The sequence below is a fragment of the Kitasatospora phosalacinea genome, from assembly GCF_000716545.1.
Classification (GTDB): domain Bacteria; phylum Actinomycetota; class Actinomycetes; order Streptomycetales; family Streptomycetaceae; genus Kitasatospora; species Kitasatospora phosalacinea.
The window spans coordinates 1-14,651 of sequence record NZ_JNWZ01000118.1; the positions used below are offsets into that span (position 1 = coordinate 1).

The following is a 14,651-nucleotide window of genomic DNA, read 5'->3' on the forward strand; positions in this document are numbered from 1 at the left end:
TTGCCCACGTCGTCGGGGTTGCGCCGGACCACCTCGACGGTGATGTCCTTCACCGCCCCGTGGATGATCACGGCGTCCTTGAAGCCCTGGTCGACCAGGGCTTTCTCCAGACGCATCCCGCACCGTTCGGCTGCCTGGTCCAGCAGGGCGATGCCGGCCTCGTTGTCGTGCGCGCTCGCAGCCAGGACCACCACGCCGATGACCAGGCCCAGCACGTCGACGGCCAGTCCCCGCTTCCTCCCGGGCGTCTTCTTGTTCACGTCCAGCCCCGTGGTCTCCTTCGGCACCCCCGCCGCCACGCGGACGGACTGGGTGTCGATGATCACCAGGGACGGGTCCTCTAATCGCCGGGCCCGCTCCCGCACCTGACAGCGCAGAATCTCCTGGATCCGCTGGTCAAGACCGTCTTGGCGCCACAGGGTGAAGTAGTAGAACACCGCCGACCAGGGCGGTAAGTCGTGGGGCAGGAGCCGCCACTGGCAGCCCGTCCGGTTCTGGTACAGCAGCGCGTTCACGACCTCGCGCAGGTCGCAGGAGCCCGGGTCCCCGGTCGCCGACCGAGACACCCGCTCCTGTTTCCAGGCGGTGACCATCGGCTCGATCAAGGCCCACTGCCCGTCGGACAAGTCCGTTGAGTACGGCATTCGTTCCATGCCCCGACCCCATCATGCACACGACACGCGAGTCAGCTCGAAGTGCCTCCGTACCCACGAACGGGCGACACCAGATCATCCAGAAACGGACTTAACGCCCTCTCGAACCGGCTGCGGACCACGGTGTCGCCGACCAGCCAGGCGCTGTTGCCGTGGTCGTTGGCACGGCCCTGCGGGGTGTCCCAGGCGACGCTCATCGAGTCACCCGGCAGATACCCCATCGTGCCGAGGACCAGCGCGAGGATGCCCCCGACCACGCCTAGCACGACGCCGCCCGCCACCAGTAGACCGACCAGCGGCTTCCGACGCGCCACCGGCTCCCGGTCACCACTCCCCCGCGCAGCCATCCGGCGCCCCCATTGCGTCACAGCCCGTCGAGGCTCACAGCCTAGCCAGGCGGACAACCCGGCTCGAGCCACCTCCCGGTCCGCTGGCAACGCGACGTGAACCGCCTGCGGCTGAACAGTCGCCGCAGCCATCACGACGGACGCTGAAGCCCCTGCGGCCCATCTCCCACCCGTACGACGCCAGGCACGTCAGCGCCCTCCTCGCCGTGGACGCCGAGCAACGTCCGCACAAACGATCACGGCTCTCCCCGGCAACCATGCGTAGAGACCGACAGGAGCAGCCGCCACAATGCGCTCGTCATCGTCCGACACTTCTCACTGCATCTCATCGTCATCAGCGCTGTGTGTGCACTGGTTGTGAAATGATCTTCCTTAGGAGCCCTTTTCCGTAGTTCAGAGGCATGTTCGATCAGAACACCGACTTTTATCGAGGGCTTCAAGTGGCCGCGCAGCGGCATCTGCGGCACGTCTACGAAGACCGCCTGGTCACCTTCAACGCGAACCTGTACTCCGTACCTGCCTGCCAGGCCCGTCCACGCCAGCTGGTCGAGATCCGGGCCACGAAGTCCCAGGCTGTGCTCCATCCTGCCGCCCCTGCCTCCGGCGGCATCTTGCAGGCCATCCACCCCCAAACGGTGGGACGCGACACCCGCATCGTCCACAAACAACAACTGGGACCGCCGACCCGAGAGAGACACCCCCCTCACCCCGTCCGAGGCGCTCTCCGGGAGGCACACCATGACCGGAGAGCGCCTCTGAACTGCTACGTTGCCGTATTGGGGTCAGCGTGGCGCGCTCACGAGTGCCGCAGGCGCGGGGTAGGGCAGTAGACCGTGCCGCCTTCGAGTGCAACAGTTAGCCCGGGGGGCGATCTCAGTGTGCCCGGGTCCTGTACCCACCAAGTCCGTGACGGTACAAGCTCTCTCCGGGCCGAGCTGGTGATCTCCCCCTCAGAAGTGCTTCGAACACACCACCGTGAACCCACCTGTCCAGAGCCAGGCCGCAAGCACCGACCTCACTACTCAGAGCGACCAGTCACAGTCCTGGCAGGTGGAATACGTGACACCTCAACATGCGCGCCTACCAGTCTCGACCCCCGAGTCATCGCCGCCAAGGAAGAGGCCCGGGCGCGCGGGTACCGGGTGGCGGTGGGCTTCAACGCCGTGGCGGCCGTCGACCCGCAGACGCCTTCTGGACCGGCCTCGGCGCGCTGGCCGACGGCCGCTTCCGGCGGAGCGCGGACTACGTCGGCCCGGACTTCTTCCCGGACGCGTTCCGGCCCATCGACGAGGACCGCTTGGCGGACGCGGTCGCGGCGGTCCTCACCGCCTTCCGCCGCACCAGTCTGCCGCTGGCAGGCATCCCGGACACCGTGCCGATCCGGGTGTGCGAGAACGGCTGGCCGACCGGCCCGGGTCGCGGCGAACAGCGGCAGGCCGCCGTGCTCGACACCGTCGTTCGGACAGTGGCCGCCCTGGCCGGCGAGCTGAACATCGACGGCTACTCGCTCTTCGCCCTGCGGGACGCCGACAGCCACGCCGAGGGGCTGTTCCCGCACTTCGGCCTCCTGCACGACGACTACACGCCCAAGCAGGCCTTTCGAACGTACCGCGACCTCATCGAGGAGCTGCACGTCGGTGACCGGCCGTCAGGTTGCGGTGACTGGGCATCAAGTGACTGTGGTGGAAGGGTGTTGGAGAACGGGAGGTTCGGCAGGTCGGGCGGGGTGGGCGTAGCCGGGTGATCTTGGGCGCTGCTATCGTGCGTGCGGCACCTGCCGGTACGGATGTTCGAACGGAGAGACATGCGCAAGTCGAAGCGGATAGCGGCGCTCGCCCTCAGTGTGCTGGGCATGACGACGGGAATGCTGTTCGCGGCTGCTCCGGCGCAGGCGGCGTCGACGCCCAGCGGAGCCTGCAACAGCGTCGGCAGCGGGTACTACCTGATCGACCAGCACGCCATCGGCACGGTCGCCGACGTCTACCTGTTCTACAACGGCTCCAGCAACTGTGCCGTCACCTGGAAGCGCAGCCCGAACGGGACCACCCGGTACGACCTGAGGGTGAACATCGAGCGGCAGAGCGACCTGAGGGACGCTCCGGACGCGGGCTACTACCTGTACTACGCCGGCCCGGTGACCCTGAGCGCCAAGGGCACGTGCATCTCGTGGGGTGGCGAGGCGGAGGGCGTCCGCTGGTACTCCGGCTGGACCCACTGCGGCTGATCACCGCACCCGAACCGGGCCCCGGCAGCGCATGACGCGGCCGGGGCCCGGCCACGTCGGCCCGCCGGTCGCGCCGTCGCGCCGGTCGCCCCGTCGCATCGGACCCGCCGGTCGGCCACTGTACGGTCGGACGGCACGAGGCCCGACCCCACCAGCGGTCGGCCAGCCAGTGTCTCGGCCTCCGTGATGGCGAGCTCGACCGCGGCTATCGCGTCGTGCTGGTTCGCGGTGGACGAGATTTACCAGCCCAACTCGTACTTCGACCAGTAGTCCCGGCAGCCGGCCAGCCGCCAGGTCCCGCCCGAAAGTCTGACGCGCGACAACGCCACCCCGGCGGACACGCCCGCTATCACCGACTGCCCGGTGCGACCGAACCCCTGCGGAAGCGTGATCATCCGGGCTCAGCTCCACTCGGGAATCGTGGAAGGTTGGTGGCAGTAATGCTTCGCAGTTCATGGACGCCAAGCAGACAGCTGAGTATTTGAACGTCTCGCTGTCCTGGCTGTACCGGGAAGCGACAGACGTAGGTCTGGTCCCCTACAAGTTCGGGCGAGGCCGGAACGCCAAGAGCCAGTTCAACAAGGTGTCTGACAAGGTGTCTGAGGTGAACGCCTGGATCAAGCAGCAGCGCCTCTCGGAGTGACCGGCGGGGGTCTGGCCGCCACTCACGCAGGGCGGCCAGCGCCCCCGCCGTTTCAGGCGGCAAGGCCGAGGTCGAGGATCTCGGCGGCCTGTCCGATCGAGCCGGGCATGAGGTGTCGGTAGGTCTTGAAGGTGATCTCGATGTTGCGGTGAGGCACTGTCGGGCCTTGGATGTCGCCTCCTCACCTGACCTACCACGCAAGGTTGGACCTTACGCGGCGGGGAATCCGCTGGTGAAAGCCGGGCCGCACAGGAGAGGTTCCATGGACATGAGCAGGAAGACGCCCGACCACCGCGCCAAGGCACTTCAGCGCTTCCCGCGCCACGAGCGGCGCGGCGAGGCCCGGCTGCCCGCGGTGCTCGCCACCCTGACGGCCGTGCTGCTCTACCTGGTGCTGCCGGAGCAACTGCTGTTCGTCCCGCGCTTCGTCCTGCCCGGCCTGGAACTGCTGCTGCTGGTCCCGCTGATCGCGGTCAACCCGCGCCGGATGACCCGGCAGAACCGCTTCTCCCGGATCGTGTCACTGACCCTGGTCGCCCTCATCGGCATCAGCAACCTCGTCTCGCTCGGCCTGCTGGTCAACGCCATGGTCACCAGCAAGGCCCAGGAGGGCGGCCCGCTGCTGCTCGCCGCGCTCCAGGTGTGGGCCACCGGCATCATCGTCTTCGGCCTGGCGTTCTGGGAGCTCGACCGCGGCGGCCCGGTGATGCGCACCCAGGCGGAGCGCGCCGAACTGCCGCTCGCCGACTTCCGGTTCTCCCAGGACGAGAACGACGACGCCGTCGAGGAGGTCGCCGACGGCTCGTCCCGCACCAGCGACTGGGTCCCCACCCTGATGGACTACCCAGGCGTCCCGGCCCGGGGCGCCGCCGGAAGGGGACCACGCCCTGCTGCAGTCCGGGCGGACGTTCGCCCGCCCCGCCGGGCTCAGCGGGTCCTGTGCGGCGAGGGATCTCCGCCATGACAGTGCAGACGCTGCTGGCGCCCGTGATGTCCAGCAGGTGCGAGACGGCCTCCGACAGGCGGGCCAAACCGCAGGACGCACTCGGCCTCCTCGACGGCGATGCGGGCGCGCAGCAGCACGTTCAACCCGGAGCTGCTTCGGCGTGGACGGGGCAAAGTGCTTTCGACAGCGTCGGTGATCCAACTGGGCGGCCGGATGCCCCAGCCGTCATGGCTCTGGTACCCGGCGTGACGGTCGTTGACGGTGTCCACCAGGATCGTCGGTCCGGCAGCTACCGCGCTCCGGGCCAGATCGGCGGGCTGGCCGAAAGTGTCGTCCGCCCGAACTCGTCCTGAGGCCGTGCAACACATGTGCGGGGCCCGCCCTGACCGAGCGGGCCCTGCACATGCTCAGGCGGCGAGGCCAAGATCAAAGATCTTGGCAGCCTTCCCGATCGAGCCGGGCATGAGGTGCCGGTAGGTCTTGAAGGTGATCTCGATGCTGCGGTGGCCCATCCACTCCGCGACGTCGGTGATCGGGATGCCGCGGTGGTTGTCGATGGTGTGGTGCGGCATGGGCAGGGTGATGTCCTTGGGGTTGCGCAGCAGGTAGCCCTCAACCGTCCCGTACGTGTCCGCGTAGTGTTCGATCGCCTGCTTGGTCCGTGCGGGCAGCGGTACGTCGCGGTACTCGCCCGCCTTGCGGTGCTTGAGGCGTGCGTAGGTCTTGGTGGTCTGGTTGACCTGCTCGGTGATGCGGTACACGTCGTCGGCGACGATGTTGTCGACGTTGACCGCCAGTGCCTCGCCGTTGCGCAGGCCGCAGCCGCTCATGAGTTCGGCGACCAGGTTGAAGGCGTCGTCTCCAGCGGTGCGGATCCCCTGGAGCTGGGCGAGGGAGGGGATCACCGCGCGCTTCGGGTCGTACTGCGGGGGCTGGACGCCGTCCACCGGATTGTCCTCGTACAGGCCGAGCCGGTGCGCGTCCAGCAGGATGGTCTTCAGCCTGACGAACGCGTGGGTCTGGGCAGCGAGGCCGACGCCGTTGCGTTCCATCGTCTCGATGAAGGCCTCCACGACCTTGTGGTCGAAGGTCCCCATGCGGCGGCTGCCGAACGTGGGGAGGAGGTGGTGCTTCAGAGTGGACTCGAGCATCCGCAGCGAGGCCGGACCCTGGTGACGCTGGCCCTTGAGCCAGCGGGACTCAGGGTGTTCGCACTCCTTGAAGAAGCTGCCCATGCCGCGGGTGAGACCTGTGGTTGCCATGGCGGACGGTACCTCCGGGAACTTGCTGACGTTTCGCTGACCCCGGATGGTCGTCCACCCCTCTGAGCTGGGAAGAACCGTCAAACCCGTGATACGTACAGGTAGTCCATCAGGGTGGGGACCCAGTCGCTGGTGCGGGACGAGCCGTCGGCGACCTCCTCGACGGCGTCGTCGTTCTCGTCCTGGGAGAACGTAGAGCAGGATCGCCGCCAGGGTGGCGAGCACCGCGGGCAGCCGGGCCTCGCCCCGGCGGTCGTGGCGCGGGAAGCGCTGCCGCGCCTTCGTCCGGTGGTCGTTGACGGACCGTTGCGCACTGCTCATTCGTGGGCCCTCCCGGTCGGAGTGGATGGCCCTGCACGCTTGCCCCGCCGCGCGCCGCCCACGCCCGGCATGACCTCCGCCCCCGCCGGGCAGCCGGGTCCCGGGGGGCGACGCGGACGACACGGGCGGCGGGTGCCGCCCGCGGCCCCCGGGCCGACGGACGATCGGCTGCGGGGCGGTGGACCGCGACCCGTCCCGATCCAAGACGACGAGCGGTACGACGAGCGAGAGGACTCCCCGTGGACGATGCCCGGGACACTGGTGGCGGCCCCGGCCGTGACGAGAGCCCGCAGGAGCGGGCCGACCGGCAGTGGGACGAGATGCTGCAGGAGGTGCGGGTGGCCCAGACCGGGGCGCAGATCCTGTTCGGTTTCCTGCTGAGCGTGGCCTTCACCCCGCGGTTCGCCTCGCTCGGCGACTTCGACCGGAACCTGTACACGGCCACGGTCGTCCTGGGCGCCTGCGCGACCGCCTCGCTGATCGCGCCCGTCTCCTTCCACCGGCTGCTGGCCGGGCACGACCTGAAACCCGTGCTGATCCGCACCGGCTCCCGGCTGATCGGCCTGGGCCTGACCCTGCTCGCCCTCACCATCGGCTGCGCCCTGTTGCTGCTGCTGCGCACCGCGACCGGGAACGCCGCGCTCGCCGCGACGGTGTCCGCCTGCACCGTGGCCTACTTCGCGCTCACCTGGCTGGTGCTGCCGTTCCTGCTGCTGCGCCACGAGGAGCGCCGCCAGGGCGGGCGGTGAACGGCCGGCGGTGAACGACCGGCGGTGAACGACCGCCCCCGCGGCCGGGCGGCTGCGGGGGCGGCGGTGCGGGGGCGGCGTCACTTGGCGGCGCTGGGCACCTTCAGCGGGTCGCGGGTGGCGGTCTCCTTGGCGGCCTCCAGCCGCTCGCCGAGTTCGAGGAGGCGGTTGCGCCCCATGGCCTGGCGGACCTCGGGGAACCAGTCCCGCTCCTCCTCCTCGACGTGGTGGCGGACGTTCTCCATCAGCACCGTCATCTTGGCGTCGAACCGCTCGTCCTGCGGGTCGAGCCCGGCCAGTTCGGCCAGCAGCCACACCACGACGTGGTGTTCCTCGACGCTCTCCAGGACGTGGTCGGCGGTGTCGGGGGCGGCTTCGCGCGCCGCCGGGTAGAAGACCTCCTCCTCGATGACGGTGTGGACGGTCAGCTGCTCGATCACCTGGTCGACGATCCGGCGCTTGGTCACGTGGGCCCGGTCGCCGGCCTCCTCGAACTCCTTGAAGAGCTTCTCGACGGCCTTGTGGTCTTCCTTCAGCAGCACGATCGCGTCCATCGGGCCTCCTCGTCGGTGATGGGGTGGGACGGCCGTCGGCTACCCGGAACGGGCCGGTGCAACCGGGGCCGCCGTTTGCGGTCGGGGCGGTCGGGCAGCCGCCGGAGGGTCCCGGGCGGAACACGAGGCCGAGGAGGACCCGATGAGGACGGCAGCGCTGGTGTACAAGCCGGTCGGCATGGCGGTGGGGGCGCTGGGCGGGGTGGTGGCCGGGGCGGTGTTCAAACAGGTGTGGCGGCGGATCGCCCGCGAGGACGACGCGCCGGACGCCACCGACGAGGGCCGGGGCTGGCGGCAGGTGCTGATCGCCGCCGCGCTCCAGGGCGCGCTGTTCGCGCTGGTGAAGGCCGCGCTGGACCGGTCGGGGGCGGCCGCCTGGAAGCGGGTGACGGGGGTGTGGCCGACCGGGCGGGGCTGAGCGGCGGATCACCCGGCCGGCCCGGTGTGGCCGCGCGGGCCGGGGGTAGCCGTCCGGTGTCCCCCGACCGGACAGGACCGACCGCAGACAGGAGAGGAGCAGCCATGACCACGCAGGACGGCAAGGACCGGGCCGCCGAGGAGGCGCCCGAGGAGAGCGTGCGCGAGCGTTCGGCCGCGGAGCGCGAGATCACCGCGCCGACCCCGGCCGACGTGCGGGCCAAGGCCGAGGGCGACGACGAGCCCGAGCCGCCGGCGGCCGACACCCAGGCCCCCTGAGCCCCCTGAGCCCTCCGGAGGTCCCGGAGTCCCCCGGGACCTCCGGACAGCCCACCGCCCCGTCCCCCCGTGCAGGAGGCGGGGCGGTTCGTGCTGGGGCGGGCCGGTCGGGCGGAGCCGGGCGGGGTCAGGGGGTGCCGGACGGCGGGGTCAGGAGGGCCGAGAGCAGCTCGGCGATGGTGGGTCCGGCGTCGGCCGGATGGCGCAGTTGGCCGTCGATGACGTGGTAGTGGTTGGTCCGGCCGAGGCGCTCGTGGGAGAGGTACCCGGCTTCCTCCAGGTCGGAGATGATGCGCTGCACCGCCCGTTCGGTGAGCAGGCAGCGGGCGGCTATGTCCCGGACTCGGATGCCGGGGTCCCGGTAGATCTGGATCAACACCCTGGCGTGGTTGGTCAGGAAGGTCCACTGGCGGCTGGGTTCTGCGGCTCTCTCCACCGCTCCAGGATATGTATCGCGGTTCGCGAATCGTAATGCATGACATACTTTTCGTGCATTCATTGACGTATGTCGCGGGTGCGGGGAGAGTGGACAGCGTGCCGCCCCCCCTTTCACCGGCACCTGGAGGCGATGTAGTGACGGCCCTTCCCCGGCGATACCGGAGGCCGGTCGTGGTGCGCGCCCCCGACTTGCGGATCGAGATCCGGCACACCGGCGGCACCGTGCGGTGCGCCCTGGTCGGCGCCCTCCACCAGGACAACCAGCACGTGTTCGCGCTGGCCCTGCGGGACGGACTGCGCGCCCGGCCCGCCCGGCTCTCCGTCGACCTGCGCGCGGTGGACCTGTTCACCTCGTGCGCCCTGAACACCCTGCTGCGGGCCGGGCACGAAGCCCGCGCCCTCGGGGTGGCGCTGGCCCTGGACTCCCCGTCGCGCTGCGTGCGCCGGGTGCTGGAGATCACCCGGGCCACCCCCTACCTGCCGGTCGAGGACGCCGTACCGGTCCAGGGCAGACGGCGCGCCCTGACCGGGCCGCCGGGAGCGCCGAGGGCCGGCCGGAGTCCGGCCGGCCCTCGGCGTGGCACCGCGCTCAGGCGGCGGTGGGAATGACGGTCGCGGGCTCGCGGCGCACCAGCAGGGCGCGGCGCTCCTCCTCGGTCAGGCCGCCCCAGACGCCGTAGGGCTCCTGGGTGGCGAGGGCGTGCCGTCGGCACTCCAGCCGGACGGGGCAGCCGGCGCACACCCGCTTGGCGGCCTGCTCCCGCTGCCTGGCCTCGGCGCGGCCCTCGTTCACGGGTCGGAAGAAGACGTCGCTGCCGACGGTGCGGCAGGAGCCCTCGAGCTGCCAGTCCCAGTGGTGCGTCTGAGCGCCGGGGAGACGGGAGACCTTGGTCACGGCGGTGCCTTCCGAGCGGAGGGAATCGAACAACCGCCGTCTAACCGCTCCCCCGCTGGTCATGCACGTCACTTCCGGTACGTCCGACGTCCGGGACGGCGGTCAGCGGCCGGGCTCGGCGGCGGCGCCCTCCGGGCCCGCGCCGGAGCCCCGCAGGGCGGGCAGCACCCGCGTCCGGTAGGCCTCGAAGAAGGCGTCCTGGTCGGGGCCGATCTGTCCGACGTACACCTCGTCGAAACCGGCCCGCGGGTAGGCGCGGACCGCCTCGACGTGCGCGTCGACGTCGTCGCCGCAGACCACCGCGTCGGCGATCATCTCCCGGGTGACGAGCTTGCTGGCCTGCTCGAAGTGCGCGGGGGTGGGGAGCAGTTGGGCGAGTTCGCCGGGGAGCAGCTCGGTGGGCCAGCGGCGGTGCACCTCGTCGATCGCCTTGTCCCGGTCGGCGCTCCAGCAGACCTTCAGCCCGCCGACGACCTTGCCGGTGCCGCCTGCGTCGCGGAAGGCGCCGACCAGGTCGGCGTCGGGCGTCATGGTGACGAAGCCGTCGCCGATCCGGGCGGCCGTCGCGGCGGCCTTGGGGCCGAACCCGGAGACCAGGATGGGCAGCCGGTCGGGCGGCGCGGTGTAGAGGCGGGCGTTGTCGACGGTGTAGTGCGGCCCGCGGTGGCTGACCCGGCGGCCGGTGAACAGTTCGCGCATCACCTCGACGGCCTCCTCCAGCATCTCGGCGCGCTCCTCGAAGGAGGGCCAGCGGTCGCCGAGGACGTGCTCGTTGAGCGCCTCGCCGGTGCCCACGCCGAGGGTGAAGCGGCCGTCCAGCAGGACGCTGGAGGTGGCCGCCGCCTGGGCGGTGACGGCCGGGTGCAGCCGGACGGTGGGGCAGGTCACCAGGGTGGTGACGGGCAGGTCGACGGCCTGCGAGAGGGCGCCGATCATCGACCAGACGAAGGCGCTGTTGCCCTGCGCCTCGTTCCACGGGTGGAAGTGGTCCGAGATCGCCAGCCGGGTGAAGCCGGCCTGCTGGGCCCGCTCGGCCTGGTGGATCAGCTCCTGCGGGGTGAACTCCTCGCAGGACAGGAAGAACCCGTACTCGGTCATCGCGTCTCCTCGTCTCGGTCCGTCTCGGTTTCGGCTGCCCGCATGTCCTCGGGCCACTTGCGGGTGTCGCGCGGCGGCACGTACGGCTCCTCGTCGGGCGGCATGCCCCCCTCGACGGCCCGCTCGCGGGCGAGTTCGGCGTCGAACTCCAGGCCGAGCAGGATGGCGAGGTTGGACAGCCACAGCCACACCAGGAAGACGATCACCCCGGCGAGGGTGCCGTAGGTGCGGTTGTAGGAGGCGAAGTTGGCGACGTACGCGGCGAAGCCGCCGGAGAGCAGCAGCCAGAGCAGGACGGCCAGCAGGCTGCCCGGGGAGATCCAGCGCCAGCCGCGGCCGCGCACGTTGGGGGCCGCCCAGTACAGCAGCGCGATCATGAAGGTGACCAGCAGCACCAGCACCGGCCACTTGGCGATCGACCAGACCGTGACGGCGGTGGCGCCCAGTCCGAGGACGTCCCCGGCGCGTTGGGCCACCGGGCCGGTGAAGACCACGATCACGGCGCTGGCCAGCAGCAGCACCATCATCAGCAGGGTCAGGCCGACCCGCAGCGGGGTGACCTTCCACACCGGGCGGCCCTCGGGGATGTCGTAGACCGCGTTGGAGGCCCGGATGAACGCGGCGACGTAGCCGGAGGCCGACCAGAGCGCGCCCAGCAGGCCGACGACGGCCAGCACCCCGCTGGTGCCGCGCCCGCCCTGCAACTGCTCGACCGAGGTGCGCAGGACGTCCCGGGCCGGGCCGGGGGCGAGCTGCTGGAGGTTGTCGAGCACCGTGTCGGTGGCGGAGCGGCCGAGCAGGCCGAGGATCGAGACCAGCACCAGCAGCGCCGGGAAGACCGCCAGCACCCCGTAGTAGGTGAGCGCGGCGGCCCGGTCCGGCAGCTCGTCGTCCAGGAACTCCTTCCCGGTGCGCCGGAGCACCGCGAACCAGCCGCGGGCCGGCACGTCCTCCGGCCCGTCCGGCCCGTCCTGGGCGGCGCGCCCGGCCCGGCGGCCGTCCGCGTCGTGGCTTCCGTGCGGCATCCCTCTCCCCTTCCGTGCGTGCTGCGGTCCCGGTCCGTACGTGCTGCTCATCCGGCGCGGACCGCCTCGATCACGAAGCCGCTGCGCGGCCGGGCGATCATCCGGCCGAGCGGGATGGACAGGTCCTGGGCGGGCAGCACGTACTCCAGCCGGGCCAGCCGCACCGACAGGTCCTCCAGCAGGCCGACCACCACGGCCTCGCCGGGGCAGCGGTGGCCGTCCGCCGGGTCGCCGCCGCCCTGCGGGACCATCCGCCCGACGTCCTCGGGGCGTTCGAGGAACCGCTCGGGGCGGAAGGCGTACGGGTCGGGCCACAGGTCCGGGTCGTGGTTCTGCCCGTACAGGTCGAGCAGCACCGTGGTGCCCGCGGCGATCCGCTCGCCGCGGTGGGTGAGGTCGGCGGCGGCCCGGCCGCCGACGAACGGGGCGAACGGGTAGAAGCGACGCACCTCCTGGGCGAACGCCCGCGCGTAGTCCGGGTCGCCCTGGGCGAGCAGCTCGCGGGTGTGCGGCCAGCGGTGCGTGGCGTGCGCCGCGAACGCGACGAACCAGCAGACCGCGACGGTGGGGCGGACCAGGTTCAGCACCTCGACGGCCGCGACCCGGGGCGACAGCTGCTCGCCGTCCGCGTCCCGGTGCAGCGCCACCCGTTCGACCGGGCAGCCCGCCGGGAGCGGGGCACTGCCGTCCCGCACCCCCTCGACGATCCCGGCGATCCAGGCCTCCCGGCGGCGGCGGGCCAGCCGTCCGCGCCAGTGCCGCGGGCCCGGGGTGGCGAAGCCGTCGACCATCGCGACCAGGTCGGCGGCGAGCGGTCCGGCCCCGTCCTCGGGCAGCGGCAGGCCGGCCCACCGGCAGACGCCCTCGGTGAGGACCTTCGCCACCGCGTCCAGCAGGACCACCCGGGGCTGCCCGGCCCAGTCGTCCACCGCGGTCTTCCAGGCCGCGCCGACCTCCTCGACCAGCGCGCGGACCCGGGCCGGGTCGGCCAGCAGCGAGAGGAACATCGCCTTGCGCAGCCGGTGCACCGGGCCGTCCAGGGAGTGCACGGCGCCGTGCCCGAAGAGCGTGCTCTTCACCGGCTCGGGCAGCGCGCCCGCGCGTTCGACGTGCCGTTCGTCGTAGAAGAACCGGACGGCGTCCGGTCCGTGCAGGGCCACGGCGGGACGGCCCGCCAGCCTGGTCCGCACGACCGGGCCTGGTTGGCGGCGGCGCAGGTCGGGCAGCCAGGCGTAGCCGCGGGCCAGCAGCGGGAGGGTGTTGTCCCACCGGGGGTGGTGTCGTCGGTCCATGGCCGTCGGCTGCCCCGGTCGGGGAATCGGAAACGAGCCGGAACCGCCTGGAACCGACCCTTCCCCCGGACGGCGGAGCCGCCCGGGCGCGGCGGGGGGACGGGCCCGGCCGGCCTCAGCCCGGGGGGTCGGCGAGCAGGTAGTCGGCGGTGCCGGTGAGGCGCAGCAGGCGGTCCAGGTGGGCGGGGCGGTGGTCGAGCCGCAGGCGGCGGCCGGCGGCGTCGACGTCGCGGCGGATCTGGAGCAGCGCGGACAGGCCCATGGAGTCGCACAGCGTCATGTCCGCGCAGTCCACCCGGACCACCTCGACCGGCGGGCGGGCCGCCAGGTGGGAGGTGACCGCCCGGACGAGCCCCTCGCAGCTCTCGTGGTCGAGTTCGCCCTCCACCGGGACGGTGGCCGTGCGGGGCTCGGCGTGGGTGTTCACGCGCTCTCCCCCGCCCGCAGGGCGGCCGTCAGGGCGGCGACGCTGCGCGGCAGGTCGCGCAGCTGCTCGCGCAGGACGGTCAGCGCGGCGGCGAGCAGGGCGTCCGGGACGGCCCGGGCGGTCAGGACCTCCCTGGTCCAGCCGGTGAACGCGGTGAAGAGCTCCGGGTCGCCGGTGTAGAGGGCGACCGCCAGGTACTCGACGATGTGCGCCAGGTCGTCCTGGGTGTGCTCGCGCTGGAGCGGGGTGTAGGAGCGGACGGCGGGGTACTGCCGCTCCAGGGCGGCCATCACGGCGCCCACCAGTTCGCGGGAGCTGCGGGTGACCAGGGTGTACTCCTGGTCGGCGAGGTGCGGCAGGTCGTCGACGGGCTGGTGCGGGGAGGTGGGCAGCGGCAGCCCCCGGGCCAGGCGCTCGGCCGCGGCCCGGGCGTCGGGCGCCCAGGCGTCGGCGCCGAACAGCCGGGCCTGGCGGCCGTCCGGACCGAACGCTGCCCCGCCGGCGATGACCGGCACGCCGGCGGCCTGGGCGGCGGTGATGGCGGTGTGCGCGGCGGGCAGCCGGGGGGACAGCGAGGCGGACAGCGCCAGCGCGTCGGGGGCGGTGCGGTGCAGGTGCGCGATCAGGTGCGGGGTGGGGCACTGGGCGCCCAGGTAGTCGACCCGCCAGCCGCGCAGCGTCAGCACCTCGGCCAGCAGCCGGGCGGGGAAGGCGTGCCACTCCCCGTCGACGCAGGCCACCGCGACCCGTCCGCGCTCGGGCGGGCGGGCGGCCGCGAACGCGGGGTGGCCGGCCACCAGGGCCACCACCCGCTCGTTGACGGCGGTGGCGGCGTGCTCCTGGATCACCGTGATCCGGTCGGCCGCCCACTCCCGCCCGATCCGCGCCTGGAGCGCCCCGATCACGTCGAGCAGCAGCGCCTCCGGATCCAGCCCCGCCTCCAGCGCCCCCACCGCGAGCGCGGCGGCCCGGGCCTGGTCACCGCTGGTGACGGCCTCCCACAGGTGCTCGGTGAGCACGGGGACGGCCTCGGGCGCGGGAGCGGGGGCGGGGATGAGGACGGGCTGTCTCTTATACACAT

General features: G+C 72.0%; 20 protein-coding genes. 9 read left to right on the plus strand and 11 right to left on the minus strand.

The genetic code is table 11. The annotated features are described in order from the left end of the window. Both OO48_RS33175 and OO48_RS33180 read right to left on the minus strand, forming a co-directional pair. The coding region (locus OO48_RS33175) for an IS5 family transposase (RefSeq protein WP_033223195.1) at positions 1-653 on the minus strand (653 nt) is incomplete at its 3' end. A 32-nt stretch (positions 654-685) separates the two neighbouring features. Beyond that, positions 686-967 (minus strand): hypothetical protein, encoded by a 282-nt coding sequence (locus tag OO48_RS33180; protein WP_033223174.1) that lies wholly within the window; start codon positions 965-967, stop codon positions 686-688. 1,330 nt (positions 968-2,297) lie between these two features. Here OO48_RS33180 and OO48_RS35645 point away from each other — a divergent pair. The 5 genes from OO48_RS35645 (at position 2,298) to OO48_RS33205 (ending at position 5,166) form a co-directional block, all read left to right on the plus strand. Continuing rightward, positions 2,298-2,744: a hypothetical protein gene (locus tag OO48_RS35645; RefSeq protein WP_051733355.1), complete on the plus strand. Its 447-nt coding sequence runs from the start codon at positions 2,298-2,300 to the stop codon at positions 2,742-2,744. Positions 2,745-2,804: 60 nt separating this feature from the next. Further along, a complete protein-coding gene (locus tag OO48_RS33190) occupies positions 2,805-3,224 on the plus strand; it encodes a hypothetical protein (protein WP_157845611.1) in 420 nt (139 codons plus the stop codon). Positions 3,225-3,678: 454 nt separating this feature from the next. Beyond that, positions 3,679-3,867: a helix-turn-helix domain-containing protein gene (locus OO48_RS33195; protein WP_033223176.1), complete on the plus strand. Its 189-nt coding sequence runs from the start codon at positions 3,679-3,681 to the stop codon at positions 3,865-3,867. 262 nt (positions 3,868-4,129) lie between these two features. Beyond that, positions 4,130-4,831, plus strand: a complete 702-nt coding sequence (locus OO48_RS33200; RefSeq protein WP_209439591.1) for a hypothetical protein — start codon at positions 4,130-4,132, stop codon at positions 4,829-4,831. After that, a complete protein-coding gene (locus OO48_RS33205; RefSeq protein WP_033223177.1) occupies positions 4,828-5,166 on the plus strand; it encodes a hypothetical protein in 339 nt (112 codons plus the stop codon). The genes OO48_RS33200 and OO48_RS33205 overlap by 4 nt, the downstream gene beginning before the upstream one ends. 54 nt (positions 5,167-5,220) lie before the next feature. Here OO48_RS33205 and OO48_RS33210 read toward each other — a convergent pair whose 3' ends face one another. Continuing rightward, positions 5,221-6,075 carry a tyrosine-type recombinase/integrase gene (locus OO48_RS33210; protein ID WP_245194911.1) on the minus strand — a complete coding sequence of 285 codons (855 nt, stop codon included), beginning with the start codon at positions 6,073-6,075 and terminating at the stop codon, positions 5,221-5,223. 560 nt (positions 6,076-6,635) lie between these two features. Here OO48_RS33210 and OO48_RS33215 point away from each other — a divergent pair. Continuing rightward, on the plus strand, positions 6,636-7,145 hold the full coding sequence (locus OO48_RS33215; protein WP_033223180.1) for a DUF6328 family protein: 510 nt from the start codon (positions 6,636-6,638) through the stop codon (positions 7,143-7,145). 80 nt (positions 7,146-7,225) lie between these two features. Here the strand turns inward: OO48_RS33215 and OO48_RS33220 are convergent, their stop codons facing one another. Beyond that, positions 7,226-7,699: a hemerythrin domain-containing protein gene (locus OO48_RS33220; protein WP_033223182.1), complete on the minus strand. Its 474-nt coding sequence runs from the start codon at positions 7,697-7,699 to the stop codon at positions 7,226-7,228. Positions 7,700-7,841: 142 nt separating this feature from the next. Here OO48_RS33220 and OO48_RS33225 point away from each other — a divergent pair, with 142 nt between their 5' ends. Together OO48_RS33225 and OO48_RS38735 are read left to right on the plus strand one after the other, a co-directional pair. Beyond that, positions 7,842-8,117, plus strand: a complete 276-nt coding sequence (locus OO48_RS33225; RefSeq protein WP_033223183.1) for a DUF4235 domain-containing protein — start codon at positions 7,842-7,844, stop codon at positions 8,115-8,117. 104 nt (positions 8,118-8,221) lie between these two features. Then, positions 8,222-8,395 carry a hypothetical protein gene (locus tag OO48_RS38735; RefSeq protein ID WP_157845612.1) on the plus strand — a complete coding sequence of 58 codons (174 nt, stop codon included), beginning with the start codon at positions 8,222-8,224 and terminating at the stop codon, positions 8,393-8,395. A 127-nt stretch (positions 8,396-8,522) separates the two neighbouring features. On the opposite strand, the gene OO48_RS33230 is transcribed toward OO48_RS38735, so the two are convergent. Further along, the gene (locus tag OO48_RS33230) at positions 8,523-8,831 is read right to left on the minus strand and encodes a helix-turn-helix transcriptional regulator (RefSeq protein ID WP_033223184.1); all 309 of its coding nucleotides are present in this window, start codon (positions 8,829-8,831) and stop codon (positions 8,523-8,525) included. Between the two features lie 173 nt (positions 8,832-9,004). Between OO48_RS33230 and OO48_RS33235 the strand changes: the two genes are divergently transcribed. Then, positions 9,005-9,442, plus strand: a complete 438-nt coding sequence (locus OO48_RS33235) for an STAS domain-containing protein (protein WP_033223186.1) — start codon at positions 9,005-9,007, stop codon at positions 9,440-9,442. On the opposite strand, the gene OO48_RS33240 is transcribed toward OO48_RS33235, so the two are convergent. From OO48_RS33240 to OO48_RS33265, 6 genes are all read right to left on the minus strand, one after another. Continuing rightward, positions 9,423-9,728, minus strand: coding sequence for a WhiB family transcriptional regulator (locus OO48_RS33240; RefSeq protein ID WP_033223201.1), 306 nt, complete (start codon positions 9,726-9,728; stop codon positions 9,423-9,425). The two genes, OO48_RS33235 and OO48_RS33240, sit on opposite strands and share 20 nt — an antisense overlap. A gap of 102 nt (positions 9,729-9,830) precedes the next feature. Continuing rightward, positions 9,831-10,826, minus strand: a complete 996-nt coding sequence (locus tag OO48_RS33245) for a TIGR03557 family F420-dependent LLM class oxidoreductase (RefSeq protein ID WP_051733360.1) — start codon at positions 10,824-10,826, stop codon at positions 9,831-9,833. Further along, on the minus strand, positions 10,823-11,902 hold the full coding sequence (locus OO48_RS34745) for a YihY/virulence factor BrkB family protein (protein ID WP_425338615.1): 1,080 nt from the start codon (positions 11,900-11,902) through the stop codon (positions 10,823-10,825). The genes OO48_RS33245 and OO48_RS34745 overlap by 4 nt, the downstream gene beginning before the upstream one ends. Further along, the gene (locus OO48_RS33255; protein WP_033223190.1) at positions 11,899-13,143 is read right to left on the minus strand and encodes a cytochrome P450; all 1,245 of its coding nucleotides are present in this window, start codon (positions 13,141-13,143) and stop codon (positions 11,899-11,901) included. Before OO48_RS33255 ends, OO48_RS34745 begins: the two co-directional genes overlap by 4 nt. A gap of 115 nt (positions 13,144-13,258) precedes the next feature. Then, a complete protein-coding gene (locus OO48_RS33260; protein WP_033223192.1) occupies positions 13,259-13,570 on the minus strand; it encodes an STAS domain-containing protein in 312 nt (103 codons plus the stop codon). Beyond that, entirely contained in the window at positions 13,567-14,625 is a 1,059-nt protein-coding gene (locus OO48_RS33265; RefSeq protein WP_033223205.1) for a cobalamin B12-binding domain-containing protein, read from the minus strand. Before OO48_RS33265 ends, OO48_RS33260 begins: the two co-directional genes overlap by 4 nt. Between the last annotated feature and the right edge of the window lie 26 nt (positions 14,626-14,651).

Excerpts from the sequence above, each read along its gene's own strand:
- OO48_RS33190 (WP_157845611.1), top strand. The coding sequence starts at position 2,805 with ATGCGCAAGTCGAAGCGGATAGCGGCGCTCGCCCTCAGTGTGCTGGGC.
- OO48_RS33195 (WP_033223176.1), top strand. The coding sequence starts at position 3,679 with ATGGACGCCAAGCAGACAGCTGAGTATTTGAACGTCTCGCTGTCCTGG.
- OO48_RS33200 (WP_209439591.1), top strand. The coding sequence starts at position 4,130 with ATGGACATGAGCAGGAAGACGCCCGACCACCGCGCCAAGGCACTTCAG.
- OO48_RS33205 (WP_033223177.1), top strand. The coding sequence starts at position 4,828 with ATGACAGTGCAGACGCTGCTGGCGCCCGTGATGTCCAGCAGGTGCGAG.
- OO48_RS33210 (WP_245194911.1), bottom strand. The coding sequence starts at position 6,075 with ATGGCAACCACAGGTCTCACCCGCGGCATGGGCAGCTTCTTCAAGGAG.
- OO48_RS33220 (WP_033223182.1), bottom strand. The coding sequence starts at position 7,699 with ATGGACGCGATCGTGCTGCTGAAGGAAGACCACAAGGCCGTCGAGAAG.
- OO48_RS33225 (WP_033223183.1), top strand. The coding sequence starts at position 7,842 with ATGAGGACGGCAGCGCTGGTGTACAAGCCGGTCGGCATGGCGGTGGGG.
- OO48_RS38735 (WP_157845612.1), top strand. The coding sequence starts at position 8,222 with ATGACCACGCAGGACGGCAAGGACCGGGCCGCCGAGGAGGCGCCCGAG.
- OO48_RS33245 (WP_051733360.1), bottom strand. The coding sequence starts at position 10,826 with ATGACCGAGTACGGGTTCTTCCTGTCCTGCGAGGAGTTCACCCCGCAG.
- OO48_RS34745 (WP_425338615.1), bottom strand. The coding sequence starts at position 11,902 with ATGAGCAGCACGTACGGACCGGGACCGCAGCACGCACGGAAGGGGAGA.
- OO48_RS33255 (WP_033223190.1), bottom strand. The coding sequence starts at position 13,143 with ATGGACCGACGACACCACCCCCGGTGGGACAACACCCTCCCGCTGCTG.